Annotated in this window: 28 protein-coding genes; 8 read left to right on the forward strand and 20 right to left on the reverse strand. The window is 69.5% G+C overall.

Annotated elements, in window-relative coordinates; genetic code table 11:
* Positions 1 to 138: 138 nt before the first annotated feature.
* The 4 genes from HZ992_RS10980 to HZ992_RS10995 all read right to left on the reverse strand — a co-directional run bounded on the left by HZ992_RS10980 (position 139) and on the right by HZ992_RS10995 (position 3,720).
* Positions 139 to 582: an outer membrane lipoprotein gene (locus tag HZ992_RS10980; RefSeq protein ID WP_209386667.1), complete on the reverse strand. Its 444-nt coding sequence runs from the start codon at positions 580 to 582 to the stop codon at positions 139 to 141.
* Positions 583 to 716: 134 nt separating this feature from the next.
* Positions 717 to 962 (reverse strand): hypothetical protein, encoded by a 246-nt coding sequence (locus HZ992_RS10985; protein ID WP_209386668.1) that lies wholly within the window; start codon positions 960 to 962, stop codon positions 717 to 719.
* 11 nt (positions 963 to 973) lie between these two features.
* Positions 974 to 2,518, reverse strand: a complete 1,545-nt coding sequence (locus tag HZ992_RS10990; RefSeq protein WP_209386669.1) for a DUF4331 domain-containing protein — start codon at positions 2,516 to 2,518, stop codon at positions 974 to 976.
* 128 nt (positions 2,519 to 2,646) lie between these two features.
* The gene (locus tag HZ992_RS10995) at positions 2,647 to 3,720 is read right to left on the reverse strand and encodes a patatin-like phospholipase family protein (RefSeq protein WP_209386670.1); all 1,074 of its coding nucleotides are present in this window, start codon (positions 3,718 to 3,720) and stop codon (positions 2,647 to 2,649) included.
* 40 nt (positions 3,721 to 3,760) lie between these two features.
* Between HZ992_RS10995 and nthA the strand changes: the two genes are divergently transcribed.
* The 3 genes from nthA to HZ992_RS11010 are packed head-to-tail and all read left to right on the forward strand — an operon-like array spanning position 3,761 to position 5,411.
* Entirely contained in the window at positions 3,761 to 4,396 is a 636-nt protein-coding gene (nthA, locus tag HZ992_RS11000) for a nitrile hydratase subunit alpha (RefSeq protein ID WP_209386671.1), read from the forward strand.
* Entirely contained in the window at positions 4,393 to 5,052 is a 660-nt protein-coding gene (nthB, locus tag HZ992_RS11005) for a nitrile hydratase subunit beta (RefSeq protein WP_209386672.1), read from the forward strand. Before nthA ends, nthB begins: the two co-directional genes overlap by 4 nt.
* Positions 5,049 to 5,411: a nitrile hydratase accessory protein gene (locus tag HZ992_RS11010; protein WP_209386673.1), complete on the forward strand. Its 363-nt coding sequence runs from the start codon at positions 5,049 to 5,051 to the stop codon at positions 5,409 to 5,411. The genes nthB and HZ992_RS11010 overlap by 4 nt, the downstream gene beginning before the upstream one ends.
* 18 nt (positions 5,412 to 5,429) lie before the next feature.
* Here the strand turns inward: HZ992_RS11010 and HZ992_RS11015 are convergent, their stop codons facing one another.
* Both HZ992_RS11015 and HZ992_RS11020 read right to left on the reverse strand, forming a co-directional pair.
* Complete coding sequence (locus tag HZ992_RS11015; RefSeq protein ID WP_371816809.1) at positions 5,430 to 7,766, reverse strand: Tex family protein; 2,337 nt, start codon at positions 7,764 to 7,766, stop codon at positions 5,430 to 5,432.
* Between the two features lie 94 nt (positions 7,767 to 7,860).
* Positions 7,861 to 8,514, reverse strand: a complete 654-nt coding sequence (locus tag HZ992_RS11020; RefSeq protein ID WP_245213432.1) for a hypothetical protein — start codon at positions 8,512 to 8,514, stop codon at positions 7,861 to 7,863.
* Positions 8,515 to 8,724: 210 nt separating this feature from the next.
* On the opposite strand from HZ992_RS11020, the gene HZ992_RS11025 reads away from it, so the two are divergent.
* Genes HZ992_RS11025 through HZ992_RS11040 form a run of 4 tightly spaced genes read left to right on the forward strand, consistent with a single transcriptional unit; the run spans position 8,725 to position 10,155 of the window.
* Complete coding sequence (locus HZ992_RS11025) at positions 8,725 to 9,366, forward strand: hypothetical protein (protein ID WP_209386676.1); 642 nt, start codon at positions 8,725 to 8,727, stop codon at positions 9,364 to 9,366.
* A gap of 56 nt (positions 9,367 to 9,422) precedes the next feature.
* Positions 9,423 to 9,737 carry a BON domain-containing protein gene (locus tag HZ992_RS11030; RefSeq protein ID WP_209386677.1) on the forward strand — a complete coding sequence of 105 codons (315 nt, stop codon included), beginning with the start codon at positions 9,423 to 9,425 and terminating at the stop codon, positions 9,735 to 9,737.
* 37 nt (positions 9,738 to 9,774) lie between these two features.
* Complete coding sequence (locus HZ992_RS11035) at positions 9,775 to 9,921, forward strand: lmo0937 family membrane protein (protein WP_209386678.1); 147 nt, start codon at positions 9,775 to 9,777, stop codon at positions 9,919 to 9,921.
* A 12-nt stretch (positions 9,922 to 9,933) separates the two neighbouring features.
* On the forward strand, positions 9,934 to 10,155 hold the full coding sequence (locus HZ992_RS11040; RefSeq protein ID WP_209386679.1) for a hypothetical protein: 222 nt from the start codon (positions 9,934 to 9,936) through the stop codon (positions 10,153 to 10,155).
* Here HZ992_RS11040 and HZ992_RS11045 read toward each other — a convergent pair.
* Positions 10,152 to 11,423 carry a TIGR03862 family flavoprotein gene (locus HZ992_RS11045; RefSeq protein WP_209386680.1) on the reverse strand — a complete coding sequence of 424 codons (1,272 nt, stop codon included), beginning with the start codon at positions 11,421 to 11,423 and terminating at the stop codon, positions 10,152 to 10,154. The genes HZ992_RS11040 and HZ992_RS11045 overlap by 4 nt on opposite strands.
* Positions 11,424 to 11,527: 104 nt before the next feature.
* Here HZ992_RS11045 and HZ992_RS11050 point away from each other — a divergent pair, with 104 nt between their 5' ends.
* On the forward strand, positions 11,528 to 12,268 hold the full coding sequence (locus tag HZ992_RS11050) for a DUF1223 domain-containing protein (RefSeq protein WP_245213433.1): 741 nt from the start codon (positions 11,528 to 11,530) through the stop codon (positions 12,266 to 12,268).
* Here the strand turns inward: HZ992_RS11050 and HZ992_RS11055 are convergent.
* The 13 genes from HZ992_RS11055 to HZ992_RS11115 are packed head-to-tail and all read right to left on the reverse strand — an operon-like array spanning position 12,251 to position 24,971.
* Positions 12,251 to 12,763: an ASCH domain-containing protein gene (locus HZ992_RS11055; RefSeq protein ID WP_209386681.1), complete on the reverse strand. Its 513-nt coding sequence runs from the start codon at positions 12,761 to 12,763 to the stop codon at positions 12,251 to 12,253. The two genes, HZ992_RS11050 and HZ992_RS11055, sit on opposite strands and share 18 nt — an antisense overlap.
* Entirely contained in the window at positions 12,763 to 13,674 is a 912-nt protein-coding gene (locus tag HZ992_RS11060) for an SDR family oxidoreductase (RefSeq protein ID WP_209386682.1), read from the reverse strand. The genes HZ992_RS11055 and HZ992_RS11060 overlap by 1 nt, the downstream gene beginning before the upstream one ends.
* Positions 13,671 to 14,603 carry a glutathione S-transferase family protein gene (locus HZ992_RS11065; RefSeq protein WP_209386683.1) on the reverse strand — a complete coding sequence of 311 codons (933 nt, stop codon included), beginning with the start codon at positions 14,601 to 14,603 and terminating at the stop codon, positions 13,671 to 13,673. The genes HZ992_RS11060 and HZ992_RS11065 overlap by 4 nt, the downstream gene beginning before the upstream one ends.
* 13 nt (positions 14,604 to 14,616) lie before the next feature.
* Entirely contained in the window at positions 14,617 to 16,266 is a 1,650-nt protein-coding gene (locus HZ992_RS11070) for an isovaleryl-CoA dehydrogenase (RefSeq protein ID WP_209386684.1), read from the reverse strand.
* A gap of 10 nt (positions 16,267 to 16,276) precedes the next feature.
* Positions 16,277 to 17,296 (reverse strand): NADP-dependent oxidoreductase, encoded by a 1,020-nt coding sequence (locus HZ992_RS11075; RefSeq protein ID WP_209386685.1) that lies wholly within the window; start codon positions 17,294 to 17,296, stop codon positions 16,277 to 16,279.
* A gap of 11 nt (positions 17,297 to 17,307) precedes the next feature.
* Positions 17,308 to 17,745 (reverse strand): PaaI family thioesterase, encoded by a 438-nt coding sequence (locus HZ992_RS11080; RefSeq protein ID WP_209386686.1) that lies wholly within the window; start codon positions 17,743 to 17,745, stop codon positions 17,308 to 17,310.
* A complete protein-coding gene (locus HZ992_RS11085; RefSeq protein ID WP_209386687.1) occupies positions 17,742 to 18,533 on the reverse strand; it encodes an SDR family oxidoreductase in 792 nt (263 codons plus the stop codon). Before HZ992_RS11085 ends, HZ992_RS11080 begins: the two co-directional genes overlap by 4 nt.
* A 25-nt stretch (positions 18,534 to 18,558) precedes the next feature.
* Positions 18,559 to 20,526 (reverse strand): M3 family metallopeptidase, encoded by a 1,968-nt coding sequence (locus tag HZ992_RS11090; RefSeq protein ID WP_209386688.1) that lies wholly within the window; start codon positions 20,524 to 20,526, stop codon positions 18,559 to 18,561.
* On the reverse strand, positions 20,523 to 20,720 hold the full coding sequence (locus HZ992_RS11095) for a hypothetical protein (protein ID WP_209386689.1): 198 nt from the start codon (positions 20,718 to 20,720) through the stop codon (positions 20,523 to 20,525). Before HZ992_RS11095 ends, HZ992_RS11090 begins: the two co-directional genes overlap by 4 nt.
* Positions 20,721 to 20,722: 2 nt before the next feature.
* Entirely contained in the window at positions 20,723 to 22,558 is a 1,836-nt protein-coding gene (locus tag HZ992_RS11100; protein WP_209386690.1) for an acyl-CoA dehydrogenase, read from the reverse strand.
* Complete coding sequence (locus tag HZ992_RS11105; RefSeq protein ID WP_209386691.1) at positions 22,555 to 23,001, reverse strand: PaaI family thioesterase; 447 nt, start codon at positions 22,999 to 23,001, stop codon at positions 22,555 to 22,557. Before HZ992_RS11105 ends, HZ992_RS11100 begins: the two co-directional genes overlap by 4 nt.
* Positions 23,002 to 23,015: 14 nt before the next feature.
* A complete protein-coding gene (locus HZ992_RS11110; RefSeq protein WP_209386692.1) occupies positions 23,016 to 23,795 on the reverse strand; it encodes a tetratricopeptide repeat protein in 780 nt (259 codons plus the stop codon).
* Positions 23,796 to 24,971, reverse strand: coding sequence for an acetyl-CoA C-acyltransferase (locus HZ992_RS11115; RefSeq protein ID WP_209386693.1), 1,176 nt, complete (start codon positions 24,969 to 24,971; stop codon positions 23,796 to 23,798).
* Positions 24,972 to 24,973 lie beyond the last annotated feature (2 nt).

The raw sequence follows: 24,973 nt of genomic DNA on the forward strand, positions 1-24,973 counted from the left end.
GCGCCTCAATGAACAAGGGGATGCTGTCAGAAGGTCGTCGCGCGCAGCAGTGCTAGACCTTGCCGGTCCAGCTCGTAGTCCGCGGTGTCATAACCGTCATGCCTTTCTCGCCCTTGCTGGTTGAGCCCGTATTGTATTTCAGTAGCGGTAGACCTGATTGTTCTCGATGCGCACCCTGTCGCCGACGCGCAGTTCCGAGAGTTGCTGGTAGTCGAACGTGCGCACCTGGCCTTGTTGCGTCACGATGGCCACACGGTAGAAGTCCTGCGCGCCACGCTTGTTCTTCTCGATCTGGTTGCCGACCACGGCGCCGCCGACGGCGCCGACGATGGTGCCTGCCGTACGCCCGGAGCCACTGCCGATCTGGCGGCCGACGACGGCGCCGACCGCGGCGCCGAGCAGGGCCCCGCCGCCGGTGGTCTGGCTCTCGGCACGGACCAGATCGATGCTCTGCACCTGTCCGTACTCGACCTGATAGGCCGACGGAGTCGGTGCGCTCGGTTGCGTGGCCGGATGCGTGGCGCAGCCGGCAGCGATCACGGTGGCGAGCAGGGCGGCCGTCAGGCGGATGGTTCGTTGCATGTGCTTCTCCTCGAGTTGGGGGTCCGCACACCCTGTGGCGTGCGGACCGGTTCCCATTCAACGCGCCATCGTGCGCGTGGAAGCACAGATTGCGAGCAAAGAAGTGTTGCTGATGCTCGCCGATCACTACGCCATCACTTCAGGATTTCCGGTTCGGCGTCGTCGGGCTGGGGCGGCGCGAAGGCCGCCACGTCCAGCGGCTCCCGGTCATCAGGTGCCGTGGCGGCCACCAAAGCGAGCCAGTTCGCCATGCCGGCGGCACTGTCGCTGGCATCGGCCGGCACCGAGTCGGTGACGGACGGCGGAGCATCACCTCCACCGCCGCAAGCGGCAAGCAGCAGGACCATCAAGCAGGTCGAGACATAGGCCTTGGTCTTCATGATGGTGTCCTTCACTGCGCGCCCGCACCGGCGATCGGCGTGCTCAGGTAGGGGAAGCCCGGCAGCAGCGGCACCACCGCCTGGTCCACAGCGTCGTGCAGCCTGAACGCGGTCTCCTTCAGCGGCACGGCGGAGGGCTTGCAAGCCACACCGAAGCCGAAGGCGTTGGTGTCGCCGTTGGCCATGCACAGCCCGCCCATGACCGCCACCAGCGAGATGTCGACCACGTCGTCCTTCGGGCGGCGGCCGTTCGGGAAGCCGGCGAAGTCGCTGCCACCGGACAGCACGCTGCCGACGATGCCCAGCCGGTTCTGCTGCGCGAAGGGCACTGCCGCGATGCCGGTGTTCAGCCGAAGTTCTTCCGAGGCCACCACGTTCGCCGGCTGGTTCACGCCGGGGATGCCGGTGAGGAAGGTCGTGACGAGGTCGGTGCGCGGGAAGTTGGTCGGCGCCGTGTTCGGCAGGCCTAGCGCGATCTCCAGCAGCGCTGGCAGCGTCGGGTTGGTCACGTAGTCGGCGAACTGGCCGTCGTCCTTCGGCTTGGAGCCGTTGAAGCGGTCCTTGTCGGGCAGGCCGATCACCACCTCGTTGACCAGCGGCATGCCCAGGCGCGAGACCTGCGTCCAGGCGCCGCCGCTCACCGCCGTGGTCTGGTGGCCCTTTTTCGGCGTCGGGTCGAGCAGCGAGCCCTGGCGCAGGCTGGCCGTCGTCCAGGCGCCGATCACCGGCTCGTTGCCCTGCACGAGGCAGCTCTTGTGCACCTCGAGCGCAAGCGAGGTCACATTCGCATCGCCGATGGTGTTCGGCGCCGCGTTGATCAGCGCCGGATCTGTGATCACCGCCACCGGCGCGTTCACCAGGTCGAAGATCGTGCCGAGGTTGACGGCGAAAGCCTCCTTGCGCTGGCCGACGAACATCTTCGCGGGCATGTTGCAGCCCGGCACATTGACGCTGTAGACGTGCTTGGCCGCGTAGCCGGCGTAGTCGGGAATCGTCTTGGTGCCGATGTTGTCGACCGGCTTGTCGAACACCTTGCTGCCGCCGCTGGAGTTCGTCACCGACGCGCGGGCGCCGCTGCGCCGATCGCCGCGCACCACCTCGACGCTGTAGGTCTCGGTGACATTGAGCGCGGGCGAGCGCAGGTCGGTCACCTGCCCAGCCTGAGTCAGCGGGATGGCCACGTTCTTGCCACCGACCGGCAGCGCGATCGAGTTCAGCTTGTTCTGGAAGCGGAACTGGAAGCTGATGTCTTCCTTCGCGTCGCCGTTGTTGTCGACGTGGATCTCGTACAGCGCATTCGGATCCATCTTGAAGTAGTTGGGGCCGCCATACGGGGCCTGCAGCGGCTGGTAGTTGGCGATCAACGTGACGTAGCCTTCGCGTCCGGTCTCGTAGCTCATGAACATGTAGAGGTCGGTGCCGTCCACCTTGGGTGCGGTGGTGATGAACGGCGCCTCCCGGTGGCTGGAGGCCAGCGCCGCGGCCGATCCGGCAGCGGCAAGGATCGCGGCAGCCAGCGGCAGCCAGCGAGGACGGAAATGCTTCTCAGGGGTCATGGTCTCTTCCTTCGGTGGTCAGGACAGCGGCCCAGGGACGCGGGGCCGTTCTTCGCAACACCGCATCGAGATGCGTCGCGGTGTCCGGCTGCCTTACGCAGCCCCCGAAGGAATGGATGCAGGCCCGTTCAGACGAGCGGCTGCGGCTCGATCGAGCCGGGCGAATCGAGCCAGTGCGCGAACTCGTCGGCCAGCCGCTCGCTCTCTCGCACCGCCGTCGACCAGGCCGCGACGCGCGCAACGAGGTCGTCGCCGTAGCGCTGGAAGTCGCTGCGGTCGGGCAGCTTCGCGTTCGGCAGGCTGGCGATCCAGGCCGGGCTGGGCGACAGCACGACGACGTTGTCCAGGTGCTGGGTCGCGCGGTGGCGGTGGCGCAACGCCTTGTCCAGCCAGCCGGGAATCACGGTCTTCTGGAAATGCGGGTACAGGACCAGGCCGGCGTTCATCGATGCGTAGTCCAGATGCAGGTGGTAGTCGGTGATGCCGCCGTCCCAGTAAGCACCGCGCGGGCCGCCGGGAACGTCGTGCACCGCCTGCAGCCAGAACGGAATCGAGCAACTGGCCAGCAGGCTGGGCTGCAGGTTGTCGGCGCGCAGCGGCACGACATGGGTGCGGAAGTCGTGCAGGTGCAGCGGCAGGGGCTCGCGCGCGTCGGAGAAGATCACGCGCTCCAGCCAGCCGCCCATCGCCTTGCGGCTGAGCGCATTGGTGGCGAAGGCACCGAGGTAACCCAGCGGCGTGCGGAACCGGCCTTCGCGCCCGAGCAGGTGGCGCCCGCGGCTGGTGAACACGTGCAACCGGTAGCGCGGATGCGCCAGCACCTGCGCCTCGCGGCCGCCGAAGCGCTCGGCCAGCTTGGCGCCGAACACCTTGCTGACGTGCGCAGCCTTCGGTGCCTTGCCCGGCGCGTGCTCGTAGTGCTGGTGGATGTAGTCGTCGGCCATCTGCGCGAAGGCCGCGGCCGGGTCGTCCAGGCAGGCCGAGGCCATGCGCCACGATCCGATCGAGGCGCCGAGCAAGTGCACCGGGTGCGTGCTGCCCGCCAGCCATTGGCCGAAGATGAAACGATCGAGCGGGTTGAGCACCAGACCCTTCGGCCCGCCGGCCGCGGCGGGAATGACATGCACGTCGACTGGCGGCAGCCCGTGCTCGCGCAGATGGCGCAGGGCGCGGGGTCCGGCATGGATCTGCAGGGCTTGCATGGGCCGCCACTGTAGCGAAGCCCGCGTTAGGATCTGCGCCATGGGACATGACCACGATCACTCGGACGACCACGACCACGATCACAGCGAACTCGGCGAGATGGACCTGCGCGTTCGCGCACTCGAGACGGTGCTCGGGCAGAAGGGCTACATCGATCCGGCCGCGCTCGACGTGCTGATCGACACCTACCAGACCAAGATCGGCCCGCGCAACGGCGCACGCGTCGTCGCCAGGGCCTGGTCGGACCCGGCCTTCGCCGACTGGCTGCGCCGCGACGCCACCGCCGCCATCGCCTCGCTCGGCTACACCGGCCGCCAGGGCGAGCACATGGTGGCGGTGGTGAACACACCCGCAGAGCACCACATGGTCGTGTGCACGTTGTGCAGCTGCTACCCCTGGCCGGTGCTCGGCCTGCCGCCCACCTGGTACAAGAGCGCGCCCTACCGCTCGCGCGCCGTGAAGGACCCGCGCGGCGTCCTCGCGGACTTCGGCGTCACGCTGCCCGAATCGACCGGGATCCGCGTGTGGGACTCCACCGCGGAGGTGCGCTATCTCGTCATCCCGCAACGCCCTGCCGGCACCGAGGGCCTCAGCGAGGAGCAGCTCGCCGCGCTGGTGACGCGCGACTCGATGATCGGCACCGGCCTGGCCCGTTCGCCCGGAGGGGCCGCATGAGCTACGTGACGCACGCCGACCTCGGCGGCCGTGAAGGCTACGGCGCCGCGTTGCCCGAGGCCGAAGGCGATCTGTTCCATGCCGACTGGGAGCCGCGCGCCCTCGCCTTGACGCTGGCCATGGGCGCCACAGGCTCATGGAACATCGACGCCAGCCGCAGCGTGCGCGAGACGCTGCCCGACTACGCACAGCTCAGCTACTACCAGATCTGGCTGGCGGCGCTGCAGCGCCTGATTCAGCAGCGCGCCATGCTGTTCGACGACGAGCTGGCCGCGGCGCAGAGCATGCATCCCCCGGCTCCGGTGGCCCGAGTGCTGGCAGCCGAGAACGTGCCGGCCGTGCTGGCCAAGGGCTCGCCGACAGAACGGCCCGCCACCGCGGCGGCGCGCTTTGCGCTTGGCCAGCGCGTGCGCACGCGCAGCGAGCGCGTCGACCACCACACCCGGCTGCCCGGCTACGCCCACGGCCGACTCGGCACCATCGAGCGCGTGCACGGCGCGCATGTGTTCGCCGACACGCATGCGCAGGGCCTGGGCGAACAGCCGCAGTGGCTGTACACGGTGGTGTTCGATGGCCAGGAACTCTGGGGCGCCGATTCCGCCGCCGGGCTGCGCGTCTCGGTCGACGCCTGGGAACCCTACCTGGAGGCCGCATGAGCCTGGCCGCCCTGCCCCACCAGCCGATGGCCGGCGACGAGCCGGTGTTCCGCGAACCCTGGGAGGCGCATGCCTTCGCGCTGGCCGTGAGCCTGCACCAGAAAGGCCTGTTCAGCTGGACGGAATGGGCTGCCGCGCTGGCCGCGCAGATCTCCCGCGCGCAGGCGCAGGGCGATGCCGACCTCGGGGACACCTACTACCGGCATTGGCTCGCCGCGCTCGAGTCGCTGGTCGCCGACAAGGGCGCGAGTTCCGCGCAGGAGCTCGGTCGCTACCGCGACGCCTGGGACCGCGCCGCCGACCGCACGCCGCACGGCCAACCGATCGAGCTGCTGCCGCGCGACTTCGGCCCAGCCTGAACCCGGCCCCAGCGCCGTCTACTTGCGCGGCTGCAGCTTCGCGAACGCCGCCGCCATCGCCGACCCGCCTTGCGCCTGGGCCCCGGCACCGCGCGGTGCTCCGGGCCGTTCGCCCCGCGCCGCCGGCCGGAAGCTGTTGTCGCTGCGCTCGCCCTTGGCCACTGGCTTGGCGTCGAGCTTCATCGTCAGCGAGATGCGCTTGCGCGCCAGGTCGACCTCGAGCACCTTCACCTTGACGATGTCGCCGGTCTTCACGACCTCGCGCGCGTCGTTGACGAACTTGTTCGACAGCTGGCTCACATGCACCAGGCCGTCCTGGTGCACACCCAGGTCGATGAAGGCGCCGAACTGCGCGACGTTGCTGACCGTGCCTTCCAGCGTCATGCCGGGCTCCAGGTCCTTGATGTCTTCCACGCCGTCGTTGAAGCGTGCCACCTTGAAGTCGGGGCGCGGGTCGCGGCCGGGCTTCTCGAGTTCGGCGAGGATGTCCTTCACCGTGATGATGCCGAATTGATCGTCGGCGAAGGCCTCCGGCTTCAGCGCGCGGATCACGTCGCTGCGGCCCATCACCTCGGCCGCGGGCCGCTTCACCGCAGCGAGCAGGCGCTCGACCACCGGGTAAGTCTCGGGGTGCACGCCCGACTGGTCCAGCGGGTTGTCGCCATCGCGGATGCGCAGGAAGCCGGCGCACTGCTCGAAGGTCTTGGCGCCCAGGCCGCTCACGTCGAGCAGCTGCTGTCGGTTGCGGAAGGCGCCGTTCGCGTCGCGCCAGCGCACGATGCTCGAGGCCACCGCGCCGGACAGGCCCGACACGCGCGACAGCAGCGGCGCCGAGGCGGTGTTCAGGTCCACGCCCACCGAGTTCACGCAGTCCTCGATCACCGCGTCCAGGCTCTTCGCCAGCTCGCTCTGGTTGACGTCGTGCTGGTACTGGCCCACGCCGATGCTCTTGGGCTCGATCTTCACCAGCTCCGCCAGCGGGTCCTGCAGGCGCCGCGCGATGCTCACCGCGCCGCGCAGGCTGACGTCGAGCTCGGGAAGCTCCTTGCTCGCGTACTCGCTGGCCGAATACACCGAGGCGCCGGCCTCGCTGACGACCACTTTCTCGATCTTCGCGTCGGGCGCGAGTTGCTGGATGCGCTTGATCAGGTCGGCGGCCAGCTTGTCGGTCTCGCGGCTCGCCGTGCCGTTGCCGATGGCGATCAGGTTCACGCCGTGCGTAGCCACCAGCCGGCCCAGCGTGTGCAGCGAGCCTTCCCAGTCGCAGCGCGGCTCGTGGGGGTAGACGGTCGAGGTGTCGAGCACCTTGCCGGTGGCGTCGACGATCGCCACCTTGCAGCCGGTGCGGATGCCCGGGTCCAGCCCCATCACCACGCGCGGGCCCGCCGGCGCGGCCAGCAGCAAGTCGCGCAGGTTCTCGGCGAAGACCTTGATGGCGATCCTTTCGGCCTCCTCGCGAAGGCGCGAGAACAGGTCGCGCTCCAGGCTCAGGCTGAGCTTGACCTTCCAGGTCCATGCGATGGTTTTGCGGATGAGTTCATCACCCGGGCGCTTCGAATGGCGCCAGCCCAGGTGCACGGCGATGCGGCCTTCGGCCAGCGTGGGCTGGCCCGGCACGACCTCCTCGTCGAGCACCAGCTTGGCATCGAGGAACTCCTGCGTGCGCCCGCGCAGCACCGCCAGCGCGCGGTGCGACGGCACGGTGCGGATCGGCTCGGCGTAGTCGAAGTAGTCGCGGAACTTGGCGGCGTCGGGATGCGTGCCGTCCTTGCCATCGAGCAGCTTGCTGCGGAACAGGCCCTCGGCCCACAGCCACTCGCGCAGCTTGCCGATCAGCGCGGCATCTTCGGCCCAGCGCTCGGAGAGCAGGTCACGCACGCCGTCGAGCACCGCATGCGCATCGGCGAAGCCGCCTTCGGCGTTGACGAAGGCCGGCGCTTCGGCCAACGGGTCGAGCGAGGGGTCGGCGAACAGCTTGTCGGCCAGCGGCTCCAGGCCCGCCTCGCGGGCGATCATGCCCTTGGTGCGGCGGCGCGGCTTGTAGGGCAGGTAGATGTCTTCCAGCTCCTGCTTGGTCGGCGCGGCTTCCACCGCGGCGCGCAGCTCCGGTGTGAGCTTGCCCTGCTCCTCGATGCTCTTGAGCACCGCGGCGCGGCGGTCCTCGAGCTCGCGCAGGTACGACAGGCGCGCCTCGAGTTCGCGCAGCTGGATGTCGTCGAGGCCCTCGGTGGCCTCCTTGCGGTAGCGGGCGATGAAGGGCACCGTGGCTCCGCCGTCGAGCAGCTCGATGGCAGCATTCACCTGGGCCGGCCGAACCTTCAGCTCGGCCGCAATCTGCAGAAGAATCTTGTTCAAGTCCCTGGGGCCCGCGGGGGGCAGCATCGCAAAGCGGCGCAGTGTGCCACAGGGGCCGACACGCTTCGTTGCATCGGCCGCGTTGCGGCCCGGCTCAGTCGTCGGCAGCGAGCCCCGCCCGCCACACCGACGCGGCAGCCGAGAACATCGACGCCTCGCCCGCAGCGACGCCAGCGGCGGCCCGGCGCACCCAGGCCAGCGTGTCATGGTGGCTGCGCGGTACAAGTTCGCGCGAGCGTTCCGCCATCAGCCAGGCATGCAGCCGCGCATACAGCTGCGGGTGATGCTGCTGCGTCCAGGCCAGGCCGACCAGGTCTCCGTAGCCCTCTTCGCGCCGCGTTGCCTGCATGTCCCGCCAGGCGTCCTGCAGTTCCGGCCCCACCGCCTCCGGCACGCCGGCGACGAAGCCCGCGGGCAGCGCGTACCAGTTGCCATCGAGATAGCGGCGGCAGTGGCCGAGTTCGTGCGCGGCCATCAGCTCGAGCGTCGGATCGAGCAGCTCCGGCTCGATGCGATCGAGCGTCGCCTGGGCCTCGGGATTGCCGCGCATCGACAACACCAGCTTGCAGCGCCCGTCGACGAAGGCCATCGCCAGCGGCGCGGTGCCGGCGCTGGGCTGCGGCTGCACAACGATGTCGAGGGCGAGACCCGACGCTCGCGCGTAGCTGATCACCGGCCGCATCCCCTGCAGCCAGCGGGTCTCGGTGGCACTCAGATCGGCGGCGCAAACCCCCGAGGCGGCCCACATCACTGCCAGGCCGCGGCACATCCGGACACACGGTCGCAGGCACCTCATGCCCTGTGTTTCGGTCCGATCGACCGGATCTTGAGCCTGCTCACCTTCCGTGCGCTATCGAACTGACCGGGCGCGCACAAGGGAGTACCTTGCATGATGGCCGGTCGGCGGCGCCTGCATCGATGGAGCGCCGATCAAGAAGGCCGAACCGAGGAGATCAACTTGCGTCATCTTTTGATCGTGTTGTCGTTGTGGATGGCCTCGGCCCTGCCAGCCTGGGCCCAGGTCAGCATCGGCATCGGCATGCCTGGTGTGAGCATCGGCATCAATCTGCCGGTCTATCCGCGGCTCGTGCGCGTGCCCGACTACCCCGTCTACTACGCACCGGGGCTGCAGGCGAACTTCTTCTTCTACGACGGCCTGTATTGGGTCTTCGAGGGCGACAACTGGTACTCGAGCACCTGGTACAACGGGCCGTGGTCGATGGTGGAGCCCATGTACGTGCCGGTCTACGTGCTGCGCGTTCCGGTGCGCTACTACCGCAGCCCGCCGGTGTACTTCCGCGGCTGGCGCGCCGATGCACCGCCGCGCTGGGGCGACCACTGGGGCAACGACTGGCAGCAGCGCCGTGACGGCTGGGACCGCCGCGACCGCTCGCGGCCGCCGCCGCCCGCACCGCTACCGAGCTACCAGCGCAAGTACCCGCACGAACGTTATCCGCAGGCGGAACAGCAGCCGCAGCTGCGCGACAAGAACTATCGCTACCAGCCGCGCGATCCGGTGGTACGCGAGCGATTCCAGCCGCCCGGCCAGAACAAGGATCGCGGCCGCGACGATCACCCGAACCAGGGGCGCAACAAGTAGCCCTGCGGGCCCTGCCGAACCTCCCCGATGTCCCACCCCCACCCAGGAGAGTCACCATGACCTCACGCCATTTCGCCGCTGCTTCGCTGACCGCTTTCGTCCTTCTCGCGGGGACTGGCTGCGCCGTCACGCGCGGCCAGGAAACCGTCGGCGCCTATGTGGACGACGCGACCATCACCACGCAGGTGAAGAGCCGCTTCATCGAGAACAAGGATGTCGACGCCGCGTCGATCCGCGTCGAGACGCTGAACGGCACGGTGATGCTCTCGGGCTTCGCCAAGAACGCCACCGAGAAGGGCACGGCCGAGGCCATTGCGCGCAAGGTCAACGGCGTGAAGATGGTCAAGAACGAAATCGCCATCCGGCCCTGAGCCGATCGCGGCAAGACATGACACGAGGAGACAAATCATGCTCGAAACGATTGCGGTCATCCTGGTCGTGCTGTGGCTTCTCGGCCTCGTCACTTCCTACACCATGGGCGGCCTGATCCACGGGCTGCTTGTCATTGCCATCGTGGTGATCCTGATCCGGGTGATCCAGGGCCGGCGCCTCTGAGGAGCACATGTCATGAACGGAATCAGGATCGTTGCCGTCGTATTGATCGTCGCCGGCGTACTCGGGTTGATGTACGGCGGCTTCAGCTTCACCAAGGAAACCCACCAGGCCAAGCTCGGGCCGATCGAACTCTCCGTGAAGGAGAAGGAGACGGTGAACGTGCCGATGTGGGCCGGCGTGGGCGCCATCGTGATCGGCGGCGCCTTGCTGCTCTTCGGCAGCAAGCGCAGCTAAGCGGGCGGCTCGGCGCCCGCAAGGCGCTGCGCCACGCCCTGCCCCGCCACCCGGCCGCTGGCCAGGCTGGCGGTGAGCAGGTAGCCGCCTGTCGGCGCCTCCCAGTCGAGCATCTCGCCGGCGCAGAACACGCCCGGCAGCGAGCGCAGCATCAGCGCCTCGTCGAGCGCCTCGAAGCGCACGCCGCCGGCACTGCTGATGGCCTCGTCGATCGGCCGCGCGGCGACCAGTGTGATCGGCAGCGACTTGATCGCCGCGGCCAGCGCTGCCGGGTCGGTGAACACCCCACGCGGCAGCAGCTCGTGCAGCAGCGCCGCCTTCACGCCGTCCAGGCCGAGCCGGCTCTTCAGGTGCGTCGACAAGGAACGCGAACCGCGCGGGCGCGCCACCTCGTCGCGCACGAACTCGGCGCTGCGCTCGGGCAGCAGATCGATCTCGGCGACGGCCTGGCCATTCGCAGCGATGGTGTCGCGCAGCAGCGCCGAGGCCGCATAGACCAGGCTGCCCTCGATGCCCGATTGCGTGACGACGAACTCGCCGCGCTGCTCGAAGCGCCGGCCGTCGGGCGCCGTGCAGCGCAGCGCCACGTTCTTCATCGGCGCACCGGCGAAGCGGCTCTTCAGGTGATCGCTCCACGCTGCGACGTCGAAGCCGCTGTTCGAGGGCTGCAGCGGCGCCAGGTCCACGCCGCGTTCGGCCAGCAACGGCACCCAGGCACCGTCGGAGCCCAGCCGGGCCCAGCTCGCCCCGCCAAGCGCCAGCACGACCGCGTGTGCCTGCACGACGATCTCGCCCTGCGGCGCGGCGAAGCGCAGCGCATGCGCGCCCTCGCTGGCCGGCGCCCAGCCCAGCCAGCGGTGGCGCATGTGGAACTTCACGCCCGCTTCGCGCAGGCGGTGCAGCCAGGCGCGCAGCAGTGGCGCGGCCTTCAGGTCGGTGGGAAAGACCCGCCCCGAGCTGCCGACGAAAGTGTCGACACCGAGGCCCCGGGCCCAGGCCCGCAATGCGTCGGGGCCGAACACGCGCAGCCAGGGCGCGACCCGGTCGCGCGCCGCGCCGTAGCGGCCAAGGAAGGGCTCGATCTCCTCGCTGTGCGTCAGGTTGAGCCCGCCCTTGCCGGCGAGCAGGAACTTGCGGCCCACCGAGGGCATGGCGTCGAACAGCTCGACCGTCACGCCCGCATCGGCCAGCGCCTGCGCAGCCATCAGCCCGGCCGGCCCGCCGCCGACGACCACGGCCTGCAGCAAGATCGGTGTGTCGGCGGGCATGGGAAGGGTCGTCAAGCGTGAGGGCGGCGCAGTGTGACACAGCCCGCACTGTCAGACCGAGGCGGCAGACGCGACGAAGTGGCAGATCCATCCCAGGAGCCCCCATGCCCATCCGACCCATTACCTGGCTGGCCGCCACGGCCTTCGTCGCCAGCGCGCCCGTCGCGCTCGCGCAAGGCGGTGCGAGTTGCAGCGCGCGCAGCGGCGACACCGTCACGCCGGTGATCGAGCTCTACACCTCCGAGGGCTGCAGCTCCTGCCCGCCCGCCGACCGCTGGCTGTCGCGCATCAGGCCCGACACGCCGGCCGTCGCGCTCGCCTTCCACGTCAACTACTGGGATCGCCTGGGCTGGCCCGACCGCTTCGCCTCCAGCGAGTTCACGCGGCGCCAAGCCGAACAGCAGGCCGTGAACGGAGCGCGCGTCAGCTACACGCCGCAGGTGGTGGTGCAGGGGCGCGACCGGCCCGACTGGCCGGGCATCGTGCTGCCGATGGCCCCGTCGGCCTCGCCGCTGGTGGACGTGGCGATCAGCGGCGACGGCCGCAGCTTCGACGCGCAGGTGCAGATGCGCCCCGGCGCCCCATCGCGCCTGGCGGCCTTCTGGGCGGTCACCGAGAACGGCCACCGCAGTGCGGTGACGGCGGGCGAGAACGCCGGCGAGAAGTTGGCCCACGACCACGTGGTGCGCGAGCTGCATCGCGTGCCGCCCTGGACGGGCGCGAGCATTCGCCTCAGCTTCAGCCCCGCTGCCGCGCCGGATGCGTCGCACCCGCGCGCGCTCAGCCTGGTGGTGATCGATGCGGCGACCGGCCGGCCGCTGCAGGCGCTACGGCTGCCCTGCTGAGGATGCCGGCTGCGGCCAGACGAGCTCGAAGTACTCGAGCACCAGCTCGGTGGTCTCGCCGATCTCGAAGCCTTCACGGTCGGCCTGCTCCGACCAATCCTGCCGGTGTGCGACCAGCCACCACTGCAGCGTGAGATCGCCCTCGCCCGCGGTGAAGGCGAACTCGTCGTCGATCTCGTTGAAGTGGCGCAGTTCCACGTGCGAGTTGCGCACGATGGCGCGCGGGTGGCCGGCGCCGTCGAGCACGACGAGGTGCTCGCCCGGGGCCGGCAACGGATCGAGATCCTTCTCGAACTCGCGCCTGAGCGTGGCGTGCGCGCGCTTGACGCCGTTGCACACCAGCAGCGCGAGCTCGTCGGCCAGGGCCCGCGTGCTGCCGAACGAGGCCGCGGCGAAGCCTTCCACCTGCACGCCGCAGGTTCGTTGGTAATCCAGCCAGAAGGGCTCGATCTCCTCCCTGCGGCCGGGCGCCGGCGGATCGTCGGGCCGCGCCATCAGTCGGTCGCGCGCAGCGCCTGGCGCAGGCCTTGGCCGATCTCGGGCTTGAGCGCGAAGGGGTCGGTCGGGTTGCGGCCGAGCATGATGTCCTCCAGCCGCGTCTGCACGCTGGCCAGCGACTTCGGGTGGCTGTAGATGTAGAAGCGCCCCTCGCGCACCGCGTCCATCACGAACTGCCCCACCTGCGCCGCGGTGACCTTGCCGCTGGTCACCGCCTTGTCGCTCATCGCCTGCGCGATCAGCTGGCTCTTCGTCGGCCGCACGTCCGACTCCTGCATCTCGGCCGGCCGGTTGCGCTGGCTCTGGTGAATGCCGGTGGGCACGAAGAAGGGGCACAGCACCGAGGCGCCGATCTGGTCGGTAACCAGGCGCAGGTCCTGGTAGAGCGTCTCGCTCATCGCCACCACGGCGTGCTTGGTGACGTTGTAGACGCCCATGTTCGGCGCGTTCAGCAGCCCGGCCATCGAGGCCGTGTTGACGATGTGGCCCTCGTAGGACGGGTCGGTGCGCGCGGCCTCGACCATCATCGGCGTGAACACGCGCACGCCATGCGCCACACCCATCAGGTTGACGCCGACCACCCACTCCCAGTCCTTCAGCGAATGCTCCCAGATCAGCCCGCCTGCCCCCACGCCGGCGTTGTTGAACACCAGGTGCGGCGCGCCGAAACGCGCGCGTGTCGCCTCGCCCATCGACTCGACCTCGGCGGCCTTGGACACGTCGAGCCGGAAGCCCATCACCTGCGCACCGAGGCCGCGGATCTCTTCCACCGCGCGGTCCAGCGCATCCTGCTGCACGTCGGCCATGACGAGGTTCATGCCCTCGCGCGCGGCGATGCGCGACACCTCCAGGCCGAAGCCCGAACCCGCACCGGTGATGACCGCGGTGCGTCCCTTGAACGTCTTCATGCTTTCGCTTCCTTCCTGATCTGGAACCCGATGCGCGGGAAATGAACGTGCAGCCTGCCCGCGCGCTCGTCGTGCCGCTCGATGACCACTTCTTCGCTCGTCAGCCCGACCAGCGCGCCGGCGACCGGGTCGCGGCCGTAGTCAGTGGGCGTGACGGTGACCCCCTCGCCGGCCTCGAAGCCGAGCCCCGGCTCGACCTGCACCGGCTCGTGCGAGGTTGCGGCCGCGGCCAGTTCGATGGCTTGCGCGCTCTTCATGACCGTGGGCTCACCGTGGCCGAAACTGGCGACGCGGGCATACCAGGCGCGCAGGCGTGCGAACGGCTCGAGGATGACCACCATCGGCGGCGCCAGGTGGATGAACCACAGGCAATGTGCCACCGAGAAGTCGGCGATGCTCGCCTGGCCGCCGAACAGGAAGGCCCGGCCGTCGGCGAGTTGCTCCTCCAGCCGCACCAGGTAGGCCTTCAGGGCCACGGTGGCATCGGCCGGCGTCTGCCGCGTCATGCCGGCGGTGAAGGGTGCGCGGTCGGCTGCGAAGGCCTTCAGGCCCTCGGGCGGCACGCCGGCCATCACATGGGCGATGCCCTGCGGCTGCAGCGTGTACGGGATGACGGCCCAGAACAGCGTGGCGTCGGCCCATTGCGCCAGCGTCTGTGCGGCACCGGCGACGCCGGGCGGGTACAGCGGCGGCGTGGGCTGCGCGCGATCGATCACGCGGGCCATCAGCGCGGTGTCGCACCAGATGTCGGCGCCGTGCTGCAGGAAGGGCGTGCGCCGGTATCCGCCGGTGAGCGCCACTACATCGGGCTTGGGCAACATGCTGGGCACGTGCACCGATTGCCAGGCCATGCCCTTGAAGCCGAACACGAGGCGGATCTTCTCGGAGAACGGCGAGTTCGCGTAGTGGTGAAGGATGAACGGATGCATGGGGCCTTTCAGTTCAGGAGGGCATGCCGCGCGCAATGATCGCGTCGAAGGCAGTCGACGCACTCAGCGTGCCGAAGGCCTGGCCCCAGTCGCCGCCCAGTCTCGAGCGGCAGAAGGCCTCGAAGACGAAGTCCGGCGCGTGCTGGCGCAGCAGCGCGGCCTGCACCGCGAGCGCCACGTCCTGCGCGAGGCGGCGCGCCTCGACCTCGTCGGTGGCGCCGTCGAAACGCGAAGGCAGCGCGTCGGTGAATCGGTCGAAGGCGGCGTGTGTACCGCGCGCCGGCGCGAGTTCGGTGGCCAGCGCCTCGGCCACCGAGCCGCCCTTGCCACCCTGGCGAAGCGCGCGAAGCAGGTCCAGCGCCATGATGTTGCCGGCGCCTTCCCAGATCGAGTTCAGCGGCATCTCGCGGTAGACGCGCGCCATCACGCCCTCGCCCGCTTCCTCGACGTAGCCGTTGCCGCCCAGGCACTCCATCGCCTCCTGGGCCAGCGCGCTGCCGCGCTTGCAGATCCAGAACTTCGACACCGGCGTGAGCACCCGCCGCATCAGCGATTCGAAGGGGTCGTCCTGCCGGTCGATGGCGCGCGCCAGGCGCAGCGCCAGCGCGGTGGCCGCCTCGGACTCGAGCGCCATGTCGGCGAGCACGTTCTTCATCAGCGGCTGGTCGACGAGGCGCTTGCCGAAAGCCTCGCGCTGCGCGGTGTGGTTGAGCGCGAGGCTGAGCGCCTGGCGCATCAAGCCCGCGGTGCCGAGCGCGCAGTCCAGCCGCGTCAGCGTGCCCATCTCGAGGATCTGCGCGACGCCTCGGCCGACCTCGCCGACGCGCCAGGCGCTCGCGCCGAGGAACTCCACCTCGGAGCTGGCGTTGGCATGGTTGCCCAGCTTGTCCTTCAGGCGCTGCACGTGAATGGCGTTGAGCGTGCCGTCGGGCAGCACGCGCGGCAGAAAGAAGCAGCTCAGGCCGCCCTCCTCCTGCGCGAGCACGAGGAAGGCATCGCACATCGGCGCCGAGAAGAACCACTTGTGGCCGACCAGCGTGAAGCGCGCGCCCCAGGGCGTGTCTTCGGCGAAGGCGGCGCGCGTGGTGTTGGCACGCACGTCCGAGCCGCCCTGCTTCTCGGTCATGCCCATGCCCATGGTCACGCCGGGTTTGTCGGTGAAGGGCATGAGCCGCGGGTCGTAGGCGGTGCTGGCCAGGCGCGCGAACCAGGCGTCGAACACGGCGCGGTTGGCGCGCAGTGCCGGCGTGACGGCGTAGGTCATCGAGATCGGGCAGAGGATCGACGGCTCGAGTTCGGTGAACTGCATGAAGGCCGCGGCGCGTTCGACGTGCGCGCCGGGACCCAGCGACCAGGGACGGCCGTGCAGCCCGGCGGCCACGGCCTCGCCCATCAGCGCGTGGTAGCTCGGGTGGAACTCGACCTGGTCGATGCGTCGGCCGAAGCGGTCGTGGCTGAGCAGGCGTGGCGGATGCGTGTTGGCCAGCCGCGCATGCGTCTGCCAGGTGCTGCTGCCCCATCGCACGCCTTGCGCGAGGCGCGGTGCTTCGTCGCTGCCCGGCAGGTGGAAGGCCAAGGCATCGCGCAGCGGGCGGTTCGTCGCGTAGAGGTTGTAGTCGACCAGCGGCGCAGGCTGGTTGTAGACCTCGTGGGTCGCAGTCATGACCCGCCCCTCAATTCAGCTTGACGAGCTGCTTCCCGAAGTTCTTCCCCTTGAGCAGACCGATGAAGGCTTCCGGCGCATCCTCGATCCGAGGCGCGATCGACTCCCGGTACTTCAGCTTTCCGGTCGCCACCAGCGTCCCAAGCTCAGTCAAGGCCTCAGGCCACACCTCCATGTGCTCGCTGACGATGAAGCCCTCGACCCGCAGCCGCATCTTCAGGATCAGCGACGGATCCGACAACGGGATCGGAGCGCCGTCGTAGCCACTGATCATCCCGCACAGCGCGATGCGGCCGAAGGGGTTCATGCGCCGCAGGATCGCATCGAGGATCACCCCGCCGACGTTCTCGAAGTTGCCGTCGATGCCCTTCGGCGCCGCCTCGGCCAGCGCCGCGTCGAGCGACTTGGCATCGCGGTGCGCCTTGTAGTCGACGCAGGCATCGAAGCCGAGTTCGTCGACCACGTAGCGGCACTTGTCGGCGCCGCCGGCGATGCCCACGACACGGCAGCCGCGCAGCTTGGCGAGCTGGCCCACCGCGCTGCCCACCGCGCCGCTGGCCGCACTCACCACGATCGTCTCGCCGGCCTTCGGCATGCACAGCTTCACCAGCCCGTACCAGGCCGTCACGCCCGGCATGCCCACCGCACCGAGGTAGGCGGACAGCGGCACGTGCGTGGTGTCGACCTTGCGCATCATGCCCATCTGGTTGCCGTCGACGACGCTGTACTGCTGCCAGCCGCCCATGCCGACCACCTTGTCGCCGGCGGCGTATTTCGGGTGGCGCGACTCGACCACCTCACCGGCCGTGCCGCCGCCCATCACCGCGTCCAGCGGTTGCGGCTGCGCGTAGCTCTTGGCGTCGCTCATGCGCCCGCGCATGTAGGGGTCGAGCGAGAGGAAATGGTGGCGCACCAGCACCTGCCCGTCCTGCAGCGCCGGCAGCGCCGTCTCCACGAGGCGGAAGTTGGCGGCGGTGGCTTCGCCTGCCGGACGCGAGGCCAGCAGCCATTGTTTGTTCGTCGTTGCCATGGGGTACTCCTTCAGTCTGAGGCGTTCAGCCTCTGGATGCGGCGGCCGCCGGCCGGCAGCCCCTTCATGTACTTGAACGTGCCGGTGGCGTGCGCGATGCGCTCGCCCTTCTCGTCGAACACCGTGCCTTCGGTGAAGGCCAGTGACGCGGTGCGGTGCAGCAGCGAGCCGCGCGCCGTCAGCCGCCCGAGCCCGGCGCGCAGGAAGCTCGTCTTCATCTCGATCGTCACCACGCCGGGCGACTCGGGATGGCCGGGCTGGTTGGGGCTGCGCGCGGCATGAGCCATGGCCACGTCGAGCAGCGTCATGGTGACGCCGCCGTGGGCCACGCTCCACGAGTTGGTGAGCTCCTCGCGCAAGGTCAGCGCGAGTTCGGCCTGGCCCGCCTCGCAGACGAGCAGTTCCATGCCGACCAGGTCAACGAAGGGGATCTGCGCGAGGAATTTCATGCGCCGTGGTGCACTGCGCTCACGCCGCCGTCGACCGCGAGGATCTGCCCGGTGATGTGCTTGCCGGCGGCCGAGGCGAACAGCAGCGCCGCGCCCTTCAGGTCGTCGTCGTCGCCGATGCGGCGCAGCGGCGCGGCGCGCGACAGCGTGTCCACGCCGATGCGCTCCAGCGTGCCCTTGGTCATCTTGCTCGGGAAGAAGCCCGGCGCCAGCGCGTTGACGGTGATGCCATGCTCGCCCCACTCGCCGGCCAGCGTGCGCGTGAAGTTGACGACCGCGCCCTTGCTCGTGCCGTAGGCGATGAACTCCACGTCGCCCGATCCCGACAGGCCGGCGATCGAGGCCACGTTGATGATGCGGCCGTGCTTGCGCGGGATCATGCTGCGCTTGCCGATCTGCTGGCTCATCAGGAAGATGCTGCGGATGTTCAGGTTCATCACCTTGTCCCAGGCTTCCAGCGGGTAGTCCTCGGCCGGCGCGCCCCAGGTGGCACCGGCGTTGTTGACGAGGATGTCGATGTCGCCCAGGCGCTGCAGCGCCTCGCTGGCCACGCGCTCCACTTCAGAGGGCTGGCTCATGTCGGCGGCCACCCAGCGCGCATCGATGCCCTTGGCCTGCAGGTGCGCCATCGCCTCCTCCAGGTCGCCGGCCTTGCGCGCGGTGAGGAAGACCTTCGCGCCCGCCTCGCCCAGCGCCTCGGCGATCTGCAGGCCCAGGCCGCGCGAGCCGCCGGTGACGAGGGCATTCTGGCCGGACAGGTCGAACAGCTTCTGGATGGGGGTGCTCATGGTCGGTCTCCTTGATCGAATCGGGTCACTGCAGGTTCAGGCTCTTGTAGAAGGCCTCGCGATTGCCCGCGCGCCCGAGGAATCGCTGCACCAGCTCTTCGGGCAGCACCTGGCCGCCGTTGGCCAGCACGATGTCGCGGTAACGGCGGCCCACCACCGGGTCGAGCCGGTCGGCGGCGAACGCGGTGCGCAGGTCTTCGGCCACCACCAGGCTCCACATGTAGGCGTAGTAGCCGGCCGAGTAGCCGCCGGCCACGTGGCTGAAGTTGGCCGGGAACATGCTGCCCTTGACGTGGCCGACCGGCGTCGCCGACTCCATGCGCGCCCACAGGCGCATCGGGTCCTCGGGGCGGGCGCCGTACAGCGCGAGGTCGTAGCGCGCGAAGATCAGTTGCCGCGAGGTGGCGATGCCCTTGGCGAAATGCCGCGCGCGGCCGGCACGCTCGATCATCTCGGGGGGCATCGGCGGGCAGTCCGCGCAGACTTGCTGAAACAGCGCCAGCACCTTCGGGTCGTAGACCCAGTCTTCCAGCATCTGCGACGGGGCCTCGACGAAATCGAGCTTGGTGTTGGTGCCGCCCTGCAGCGTGTAGCGCGTCTTCGACAGCAGCGCGTGCAGCGCATGGCCGAACTCGTGCAGCAGCGTCTCCAGCTCCGACAGCGTCAGTCCCTTGTCGTTGAAGTTGACCACCAGCGCCGCGGCCGGCAGCCGGCCGGCGCGCGTGGAGACGTTTCGGAACGACCAGACCGCCGCGTGGTTGTACTTGTCGGCGCGCGGATAGAGGTCGACGAACAGCGTGCCGAGCAAGGTGCCGGCTTCGTCGCGTGCCGCGTAGGCCTGCGCCTTCGGGTGCCACAGGGTCTGCTGCACCGGCTCGAAGCGCACGCCGAACAGCCGCTGTGCCAGCGTGAACACGAAGTCCAGGCTGCGCTGCGGCGGGAAGTAGGCCCGGAAGGCCTCCTGGTCCACCGCATAGGTCTGCTCGCGTGCCTTCTCGGTGAAGTAGCGCAGGTCCCAGCGCTTGATCGTCGTGGCCTGCAGCGCCGTGTTCGTTTCGCGGGCCTTGGCCTCACGCAGCAGACCCAGGTCGACCCGTTCGCGCTGCGCGACGGCGTCCTGCACCTCGGCCAGGAAGCGCGACGCCTCGGCCTCGCTGCGCGCCATGCGCCGGCGCAGCACGAAATCGGCATACGACGCGAAGCCGAACAGCTTCGCGTACTCGCGGCGCAGTTGCGCGAGTTGCGCCAGCGTCTTCAGGTTGGCGGCGCCGCCTTGCGCCATCGTGGCCCGCCACATGCGCTCGCGGGTCTCGGCGCGCATCGCCTTGTCGAGCACCGGCTCGGCACTCGGGTAGTCCAGGCCGAGCAGGTATCGGCCGCGCGCGTCGCGCGGGGCGTTCTTCCACACGTCGGCGGGCACGCCCTCGAGCTCGGCCTCGGTGTAGGCCACGCGCTCTCGGCTTTCGCGGATGCGGCGGTCGAACAGCTGCGACAGCCGCGTCAGCTCGCTGTTGATCTTGCGCGCGCGCTGCTGCGCCTTGCGCGGCAGGCCGACGCCGGAATCCTCGAAGGCGTCGAGCTGGTCGCGTTGCAGGCGGCGCTCGATGTCGTCGGCCGGCCGGGCCTGTTTGAGTCGGGCGTAGACCTTGGCGTTCTGCAGGAAGCCAGTGCTGAATCCCTGGAAGGCCAGATCGCAGGCATCGGCCGCGTCGCGCACGTCCTTGGCCGGGTGCACGCCGGGCAGCAGCCACAGCGGGCCGAGCGAGTCTTCGGTGCGGCGCATCAGGGCATCGAGCGCGTCGAAGACGTCGCCGCCTTCCGGCAGGGTCTCGATGGCGCGGGCCTGCTGCTTCAGGTCGGCCAGCAGACGATCGCACTCGGCGCGCACCTGCGCCGCGCCGTCGTAGCGCGGGAACTCGTAGACCTGCGCCGCCGCGACCTGCACCGCAGCGACCATCAGCGCCGCGACCAGAAACTTCCAGCCAGATGTCATTCGTCCTTCTCCGGATCCATGCGGGAGCGCACCCAGACGAGCGCGCCGCCGATCAATGCCAACAACGACCCGAGTCCCGCCAGCACGCGGCCAAGACCCCGACCCTCGCCCTCGACCGCCAGGCCCAGCCCCACCAGCAGCAGACCGCCGAAGATGAAGGCCCAGATCAGCTTGTCGACCGTGGAGGCGCGCACGGTCAGAACCAGGCTTCGTCCATGGTGCGGCAGGTGTCGTCGCGGCTGGTCACCACCTGCAACCAGGCGCCCACGCGCGGCAGTTCGTGGCGGAAGAAGAAGCGGCAGGCGGCCAGCTTGCCCTGCAGCAGCGCGTCGTCGAGCGTCGCGGCTCGGGCCTGGGCGCACAGCGCCACGTCGAGCCAGATCCAGCCGAGCACCAGATGCCCGAAGGCCTGCAGGTAGGGCGTGGCGTTTGCCAGCGCCTCTTCCGGGTTGCCAGTCGCCCAGGCGGCCTTGGTGGCGGCTCCGACCTGCGCCAGCGTGGCCGCGAGCGTGTTGGCCTGTTCAGCGAAACCGGGCAAGGCGATCGCGCGTTCGATGGTCGCGTTGATGCGCGAGGCCAGCAGCTGCAGGCCCTTGCCGCCGTCCATCACCACCTTGCGGCCGAGCAGGTCGAGTGCCTGGATGCCGTGCGTGCCCTCGTGGATCATATTCAGGCGGTTGTCGCGCCAGTACTGCTCGACCGGGAAGTCGCGCGTGTAGCCGTAGCCGCCGTGCACCTGGATGGCCAGGCTGTTGGCTTCGAGGCACCATTCGCTCGGCCAGCTCTTCGCGATCGGCGTGAGCATCTCCAGCAGCAGCGCGGCCTGCGCTGCGTTCTCGGGCGCTCCGGTGTGCGCCTCGTCCACCAGGCGAGCGCAGTACAGCTCCAGCGCCAGCGCGCCTTCGCAGTAGCTCTTCTGCGCGAGCAGCATGCGTTTCACGTCGGCATGTCGAATGATGGGGATCTGCGGCAAGGTCGCATCCTTGCCGCCAGGGCCCATCGGCCGGCCCTGGGGCCGGTCCTTCGCATAGGCCAGGCTCGCCTCGTAGCCCGCGTAGCCGAGCATGGTCGCGCCCAGACCGACGGCGATGCGTGCCTCGTTCATCATGTGGAACATGCAGCGCAGGCCTTCGCCCGGCTTGCCGACCAGGTAGCCGATGGCGCCGGGGGCACCACGCACCGGGAACTTGCCCTCGCCGAAGTTCAGCAGCGTGTTCGGGATGCCGCGGTAGCCGAGCTTGTGGTTCAGGCCGGCCAGCGCCACGTCGTTGCGCTCGCCGGTGAGCTGCCCATCGGTGCCGACCAGCTTCTTCGGCACGATGAACAGCGAGATGCCGCGCGTGCCCGGCACCAGCTTGCCGTCGGGCCCGGGGATCTTCGCCAGCACCAGGTGGACGATGTTCTCGGTCAGCTCGTGCTCGCCGTTGCTGATCCACATCTTGTTGCCGCGCAGGCGGTAGCGCGGGCCCAGCGGCTCGGCCTCGAAGTCGAGGCCATCCGGTACGGCGCGCGTGACCACGTCCGACAGGCTGGAGCCGGCCTGTGGCTCCGACAGGCACATGGTGCCGCTGAAGCGCCCGCCGAACTCGTTGGCCGCGAACACCTGCTGCTGCATCGGCGTGCCGTGCGCCATCAGCAGGTTGGCGTTGCCGCTGGTCAGCATGCCGCCGCCGCCGATGCCGATGCCGGCCTTGGAGAAGAAGCTGTTGGCCGCCATCTCGACCACGCAGGGCAGCTGCATGCCGCCGAGTTCGTAGTCCTGCGCCGCGGCGAGCATGCCCGACTCGGCGTAGGCCTTCGCCGCGGCGTGGCTGGCCGCGGGCAAGTGCACCTTCTCGCCGTCGAACCAGGGCTCCTCGGTGTCGGCCAGGCGATTGAAGGGCGCGAACTTCTCGGCGGCGAGCTTCTCGCACATGTCGAGCACGGCGTCGAAGGTCTCGCGGTTGTGGTCGGCGAAACGCTCGCGCGATTGCAGCGAGGCCACGTCGAGCCAGTCGTGGAGCAGGAAGTCGGCGGTGCGGCGGTAGCTCATGGGGTGTCGGGCTTCGCGGCCTCGGGCAGCGGGACGATGGTGCCCTGCGCCATCGCGCAGAGTTTCTCGCCATGGATCGTGACGGCGTAGACCTCGCAGCGGCACACGGCCTGCGACTTGCCGACGTACTCGGCGCGGGCCCGCGCGACGAGCCGGTCGCCGACCGCCGGGCGCACGTAGTTGATCTTGTACTCGCTGGTCACCACCGGCACGCTCAGTGCGGTGCCGCCGGCGTAGGTGAGCGCGTTGTCGGCCAGGTAGCTGACCACGCCGCCGTGCAGGAAGCCGTTCTGCTGCTTCAGGTGCTCGGCGACGGTCAGCTGCAGTTCGCAGCGGCCGGGCTCGAGGGCGTTGAGCTGCGCGCCCATCAGCACGCTGAAGGGCTGCCGGGAGAGCACCTCGCGGCCCATGGCGAGGAAGTCATCGTGTGACACGGCGTCCATTTGGATCAGGCTCCTCAATAGGACTTGAACGCGATCACCGAACGGATCTCGGCCGTCGCCTCGGGCGTCGGGAAGGGCGGCAGTTCCACGATCGCGGCAGCGATGGCGTCCTGCACCCTTTCCTGGTACGGCGCGGTCGAGCGACGCAGGACCGCGGTCTGCAGGTCAGTTTCGATCTCCGCCGGCGCCGACGAGAAGCTGTAGGTGATGCCCATCGGGCCGACCCTCATGGACACGGGCAGTTGCGCATTGTTCGCATGGGTGCGGGCCTCGAGTTCCCGACTCGGGTGAACGATCTTGTCCTGCATGCTCGCCCAGACGGTACTCAGGATGCCCAGCGCCTGCAGATAGCGCACGTCGCTCTCCCGCTTCGCCTGCTCCGGTGTCGCTGCGGGCTTGCCGGCTTCGAGTCGCGAGATGTCCGTTTGCGCGAGCGTCCAGCGGCCGGCTTCCACGTAGCTCTGCGCCACGCCCTGACCGAGCCCGTGCATCTGCACCAGCAGCTTGGCGGCGGCGCTCTCACCATGCTTCGCAGCCGTCTCGAGGTAGGGCCGGGCCCGAGCGGGGTCTCGCTTGACGCAGTCCCCGCGGTAGAAGATGTAGCCCATGAGGAAGTAGGAGCGCCGCTCGCCCTCCTTGAGGCCGCGATTGAGGCTCTCGATCACGGCCTCGCAGCGGCCCTGCTTCAGGTCGCGGACAGCTTCCTCGGAAGGGTCGAGGCCTGCGGCCGACACCGGCGAGGCCACAGCGGCGCAGACCGCTGCCGCCACGACCGGACGCAGACCGCCGCTCACTCACAGCACCTCGAACACGCCCGCCGCCCCCATGCCGCCGCCGATGCACATCGTCACGACGACACGCTTGGCGCCGCGGCGCTTGCCTTCGATCAGCGCATGGCCGGTCAGGCGCTGGCCGCTCACGCCGTAGGGGTGGCCCACGGCGATGGCGCCGCCGTTGACGTTGAGGCGATCCATCGGGATGCCCAGCGTGTCGGCGCAGTACAGCACCTGCACGGCGAAGGCCTCGTTGAGCTCCCACAGGTCGATGTCGGCCACCGTCAGGCCCAGGCGCTTGAGCACCTTGGGCACGGCGAACACCGGGCCGATGCCCATTTCGTCGGGCTCGCAGCCGGCCACCGCGAAACCGAGGAAGCGGCCCAGCGGCTTGAGGCCCTTGCGCTCGGCCACGCGCTCGTCCATCACGATGCAGGCGCCAGCGCCGTCGCTGAACTGGCTGGCATTGCCCGCGGCGATCACGCCACCCGGCAGCGCCGGCTTGATGCCGGCCACGGCTTCGTAGGTGGTGCCGGCGCGCAAGCCTTCGTCGGCGCTGCAGGTCATTTCCTTGGTCCGCAGGCCGAGCTGCGCATCGGCCACACCGGCCATCACCGTGATCGGGGCGATCTCGTCCTTGAACTTGCCGGCCTCCTGCGCGGCGCAGGCCTTCTGCTGGCTGGCTGCGCCGTACTGGTCCATGCGCTCGCGGGCGATGTTGTAGCGCTTGGCCACCTGCTCGGCGGTCTGCAGCATGCTCCAGTAGATCTCGGGCTTGTGCTCGGCCAGCCAGGGGTCGGCCAGCATGTGCTTGTTCATCTCGTTCTGCACGCACGAGATGCTCTCCACGCCGCCGGCGGCGAAGATCTCGCCTTCGCCGGCGATGACGCGCTGCGCCGCCATCGCGATGGTCTGCAGGCCGCTGGAGCAGAAGCGGTTCACCGTCATGCCGCTGGTGGTGATCGGCAGGCCGGCGCGCAGCGCGATCTGGCGCGCGATGTTGGCGCCGGTGGCGCCCTCGGGGTTGGCGCAGCCCATGATGACGTCGTCGACCTCGGCCGGCGCGATCCCGGCGCGTTCGACGGCGGCCTTGAGGGCGTGGCCGCCGAGCGTGGCGCCGTGGGTCATGTTGAAGGCACCCTTCCAGCTCTTGGCGAGCGGGGTGCGGGCGGTCGAGACGATCACGGCTTGGGTCATCG

This window comes from Rhizobacter sp. AJA081-3 (assembly GCF_017795745.1).
GTDB lineage: Bacteria > Pseudomonadota > Gammaproteobacteria > Burkholderiales > Burkholderiaceae_C > Piscinibacter.

What these genes read in the sequence shown, in the direction of transcription:
- HZ992_RS11040 (WP_209386679.1), top strand. Translation starts at nt 9,934, where the DNA reads ATGAACGGAATCAGGATCGTTGCCGTCGTATTGATCGTCGCCGGCGTA.
- HZ992_RS11080 (WP_209386686.1), bottom strand. Translation starts at nt 17,745, where the DNA reads ATGAAATTCCTCGCGCAGATCCCCTTCGTTGACCTGGTCGGCATGGAA.
- HZ992_RS10995 (WP_209386670.1), bottom strand. Translation starts at nt 3,720, where the DNA reads ATGCAAGCCCTGCAGATCCATGCCGGACCCCGCGCCCTGCGCCATCTG.
- HZ992_RS11045 (WP_209386680.1), bottom strand. Translation starts at nt 11,423, where the DNA reads ATGCCCGCCGACACACCGATCTTGCTGCAGGCCGTGGTCGTCGGCGGC.
- HZ992_RS11055 (WP_209386681.1), bottom strand. Translation starts at nt 12,763, where the DNA reads ATGGCGCGGCCCGACGATCCGCCGGCGCCCGGCCGCAGGGAGGAGATC.
- HZ992_RS11100 (WP_209386690.1), bottom strand. Translation starts at nt 22,558, where the DNA reads ATGAGCTACCGCCGCACCGCCGACTTCCTGCTCCACGACTGGCTCGAC.
- HZ992_RS11060 (WP_209386682.1), bottom strand. Translation starts at nt 13,674, where the DNA reads ATGAAGACGTTCAAGGGACGCACCGCGGTCATCACCGGTGCGGGTTCG.
- HZ992_RS11070 (WP_209386684.1), bottom strand. Translation starts at nt 16,266, where the DNA reads ATGACTGCGACCCACGAGGTCTACAACCAGCCTGCGCCGCTGGTCGAC.
- HZ992_RS11065 (WP_209386683.1), bottom strand. Translation starts at nt 14,603, where the DNA reads ATGCATCCGTTCATCCTTCACCACTACGCGAACTCGCCGTTCTCCGAG.
- HZ992_RS11115 (WP_209386693.1), bottom strand. Translation starts at nt 24,971, where the DNA reads ATGACCCAAGCCGTGATCGTCTCGACCGCCCGCACCCCGCTCGCCAAG.
- HZ992_RS11090 (WP_209386688.1), bottom strand. Translation starts at nt 20,526, where the DNA reads ATGACATCTGGCTGGAAGTTTCTGGTCGCGGCGCTGATGGTCGCTGCG.
- HZ992_RS10985 (WP_209386668.1), bottom strand. Translation starts at nt 962, where the DNA reads ATGAAGACCAAGGCCTATGTCTCGACCTGCTTGATGGTCCTGCTGCTT.
- HZ992_RS11075 (WP_209386685.1), bottom strand. Translation starts at nt 17,296, where the DNA reads ATGGCAACGACGAACAAACAATGGCTGCTGGCCTCGCGTCCGGCAGGC.
- HZ992_RS10990 (WP_209386669.1), bottom strand. Translation starts at nt 2,518, where the DNA reads ATGACCCCTGAGAAGCATTTCCGTCCTCGCTGGCTGCCGCTGGCTGCC.
- HZ992_RS11030 (WP_209386677.1), top strand. Translation starts at nt 9,423, where the DNA reads ATGACCTCACGCCATTTCGCCGCTGCTTCGCTGACCGCTTTCGTCCTT.
- HZ992_RS11105 (WP_209386691.1), bottom strand. Translation starts at nt 23,001, where the DNA reads ATGGACGCCGTGTCACACGATGACTTCCTCGCCATGGGCCGCGAGGTG.
- HZ992_RS10980 (WP_209386667.1), bottom strand. Translation starts at nt 582, where the DNA reads ATGCAACGAACCATCCGCCTGACGGCCGCCCTGCTCGCCACCGTGATC.
- nthB (WP_209386672.1), top strand. Translation starts at nt 4,393, where the DNA reads ATGAGCTACGTGACGCACGCCGACCTCGGCGGCCGTGAAGGCTACGGC.
- nthA (WP_209386671.1), top strand. Translation starts at nt 3,761, where the DNA reads ATGGGACATGACCACGATCACTCGGACGACCACGACCACGATCACAGC.
- HZ992_RS11085 (WP_209386687.1), bottom strand. Translation starts at nt 18,533, where the DNA reads ATGAGCACCCCCATCCAGAAGCTGTTCGACCTGTCCGGCCAGAATGCC.
- HZ992_RS11050 (WP_245213433.1), top strand. Translation starts at nt 11,528, where the DNA reads ATGCCCATCCGACCCATTACCTGGCTGGCCGCCACGGCCTTCGTCGCC.
- HZ992_RS11010 (WP_209386673.1), top strand. Translation starts at nt 5,049, where the DNA reads ATGAGCCTGGCCGCCCTGCCCCACCAGCCGATGGCCGGCGACGAGCCG.
- HZ992_RS11020 (WP_245213432.1), bottom strand. Translation starts at nt 8,514, where the DNA reads ATGTGGGCCGCCTCGGGGGTTTGCGCCGCCGATCTGAGTGCCACCGAG.
- HZ992_RS11035 (WP_209386678.1), top strand. Translation starts at nt 9,775, where the DNA reads ATGCTCGAAACGATTGCGGTCATCCTGGTCGTGCTGTGGCTTCTCGGC.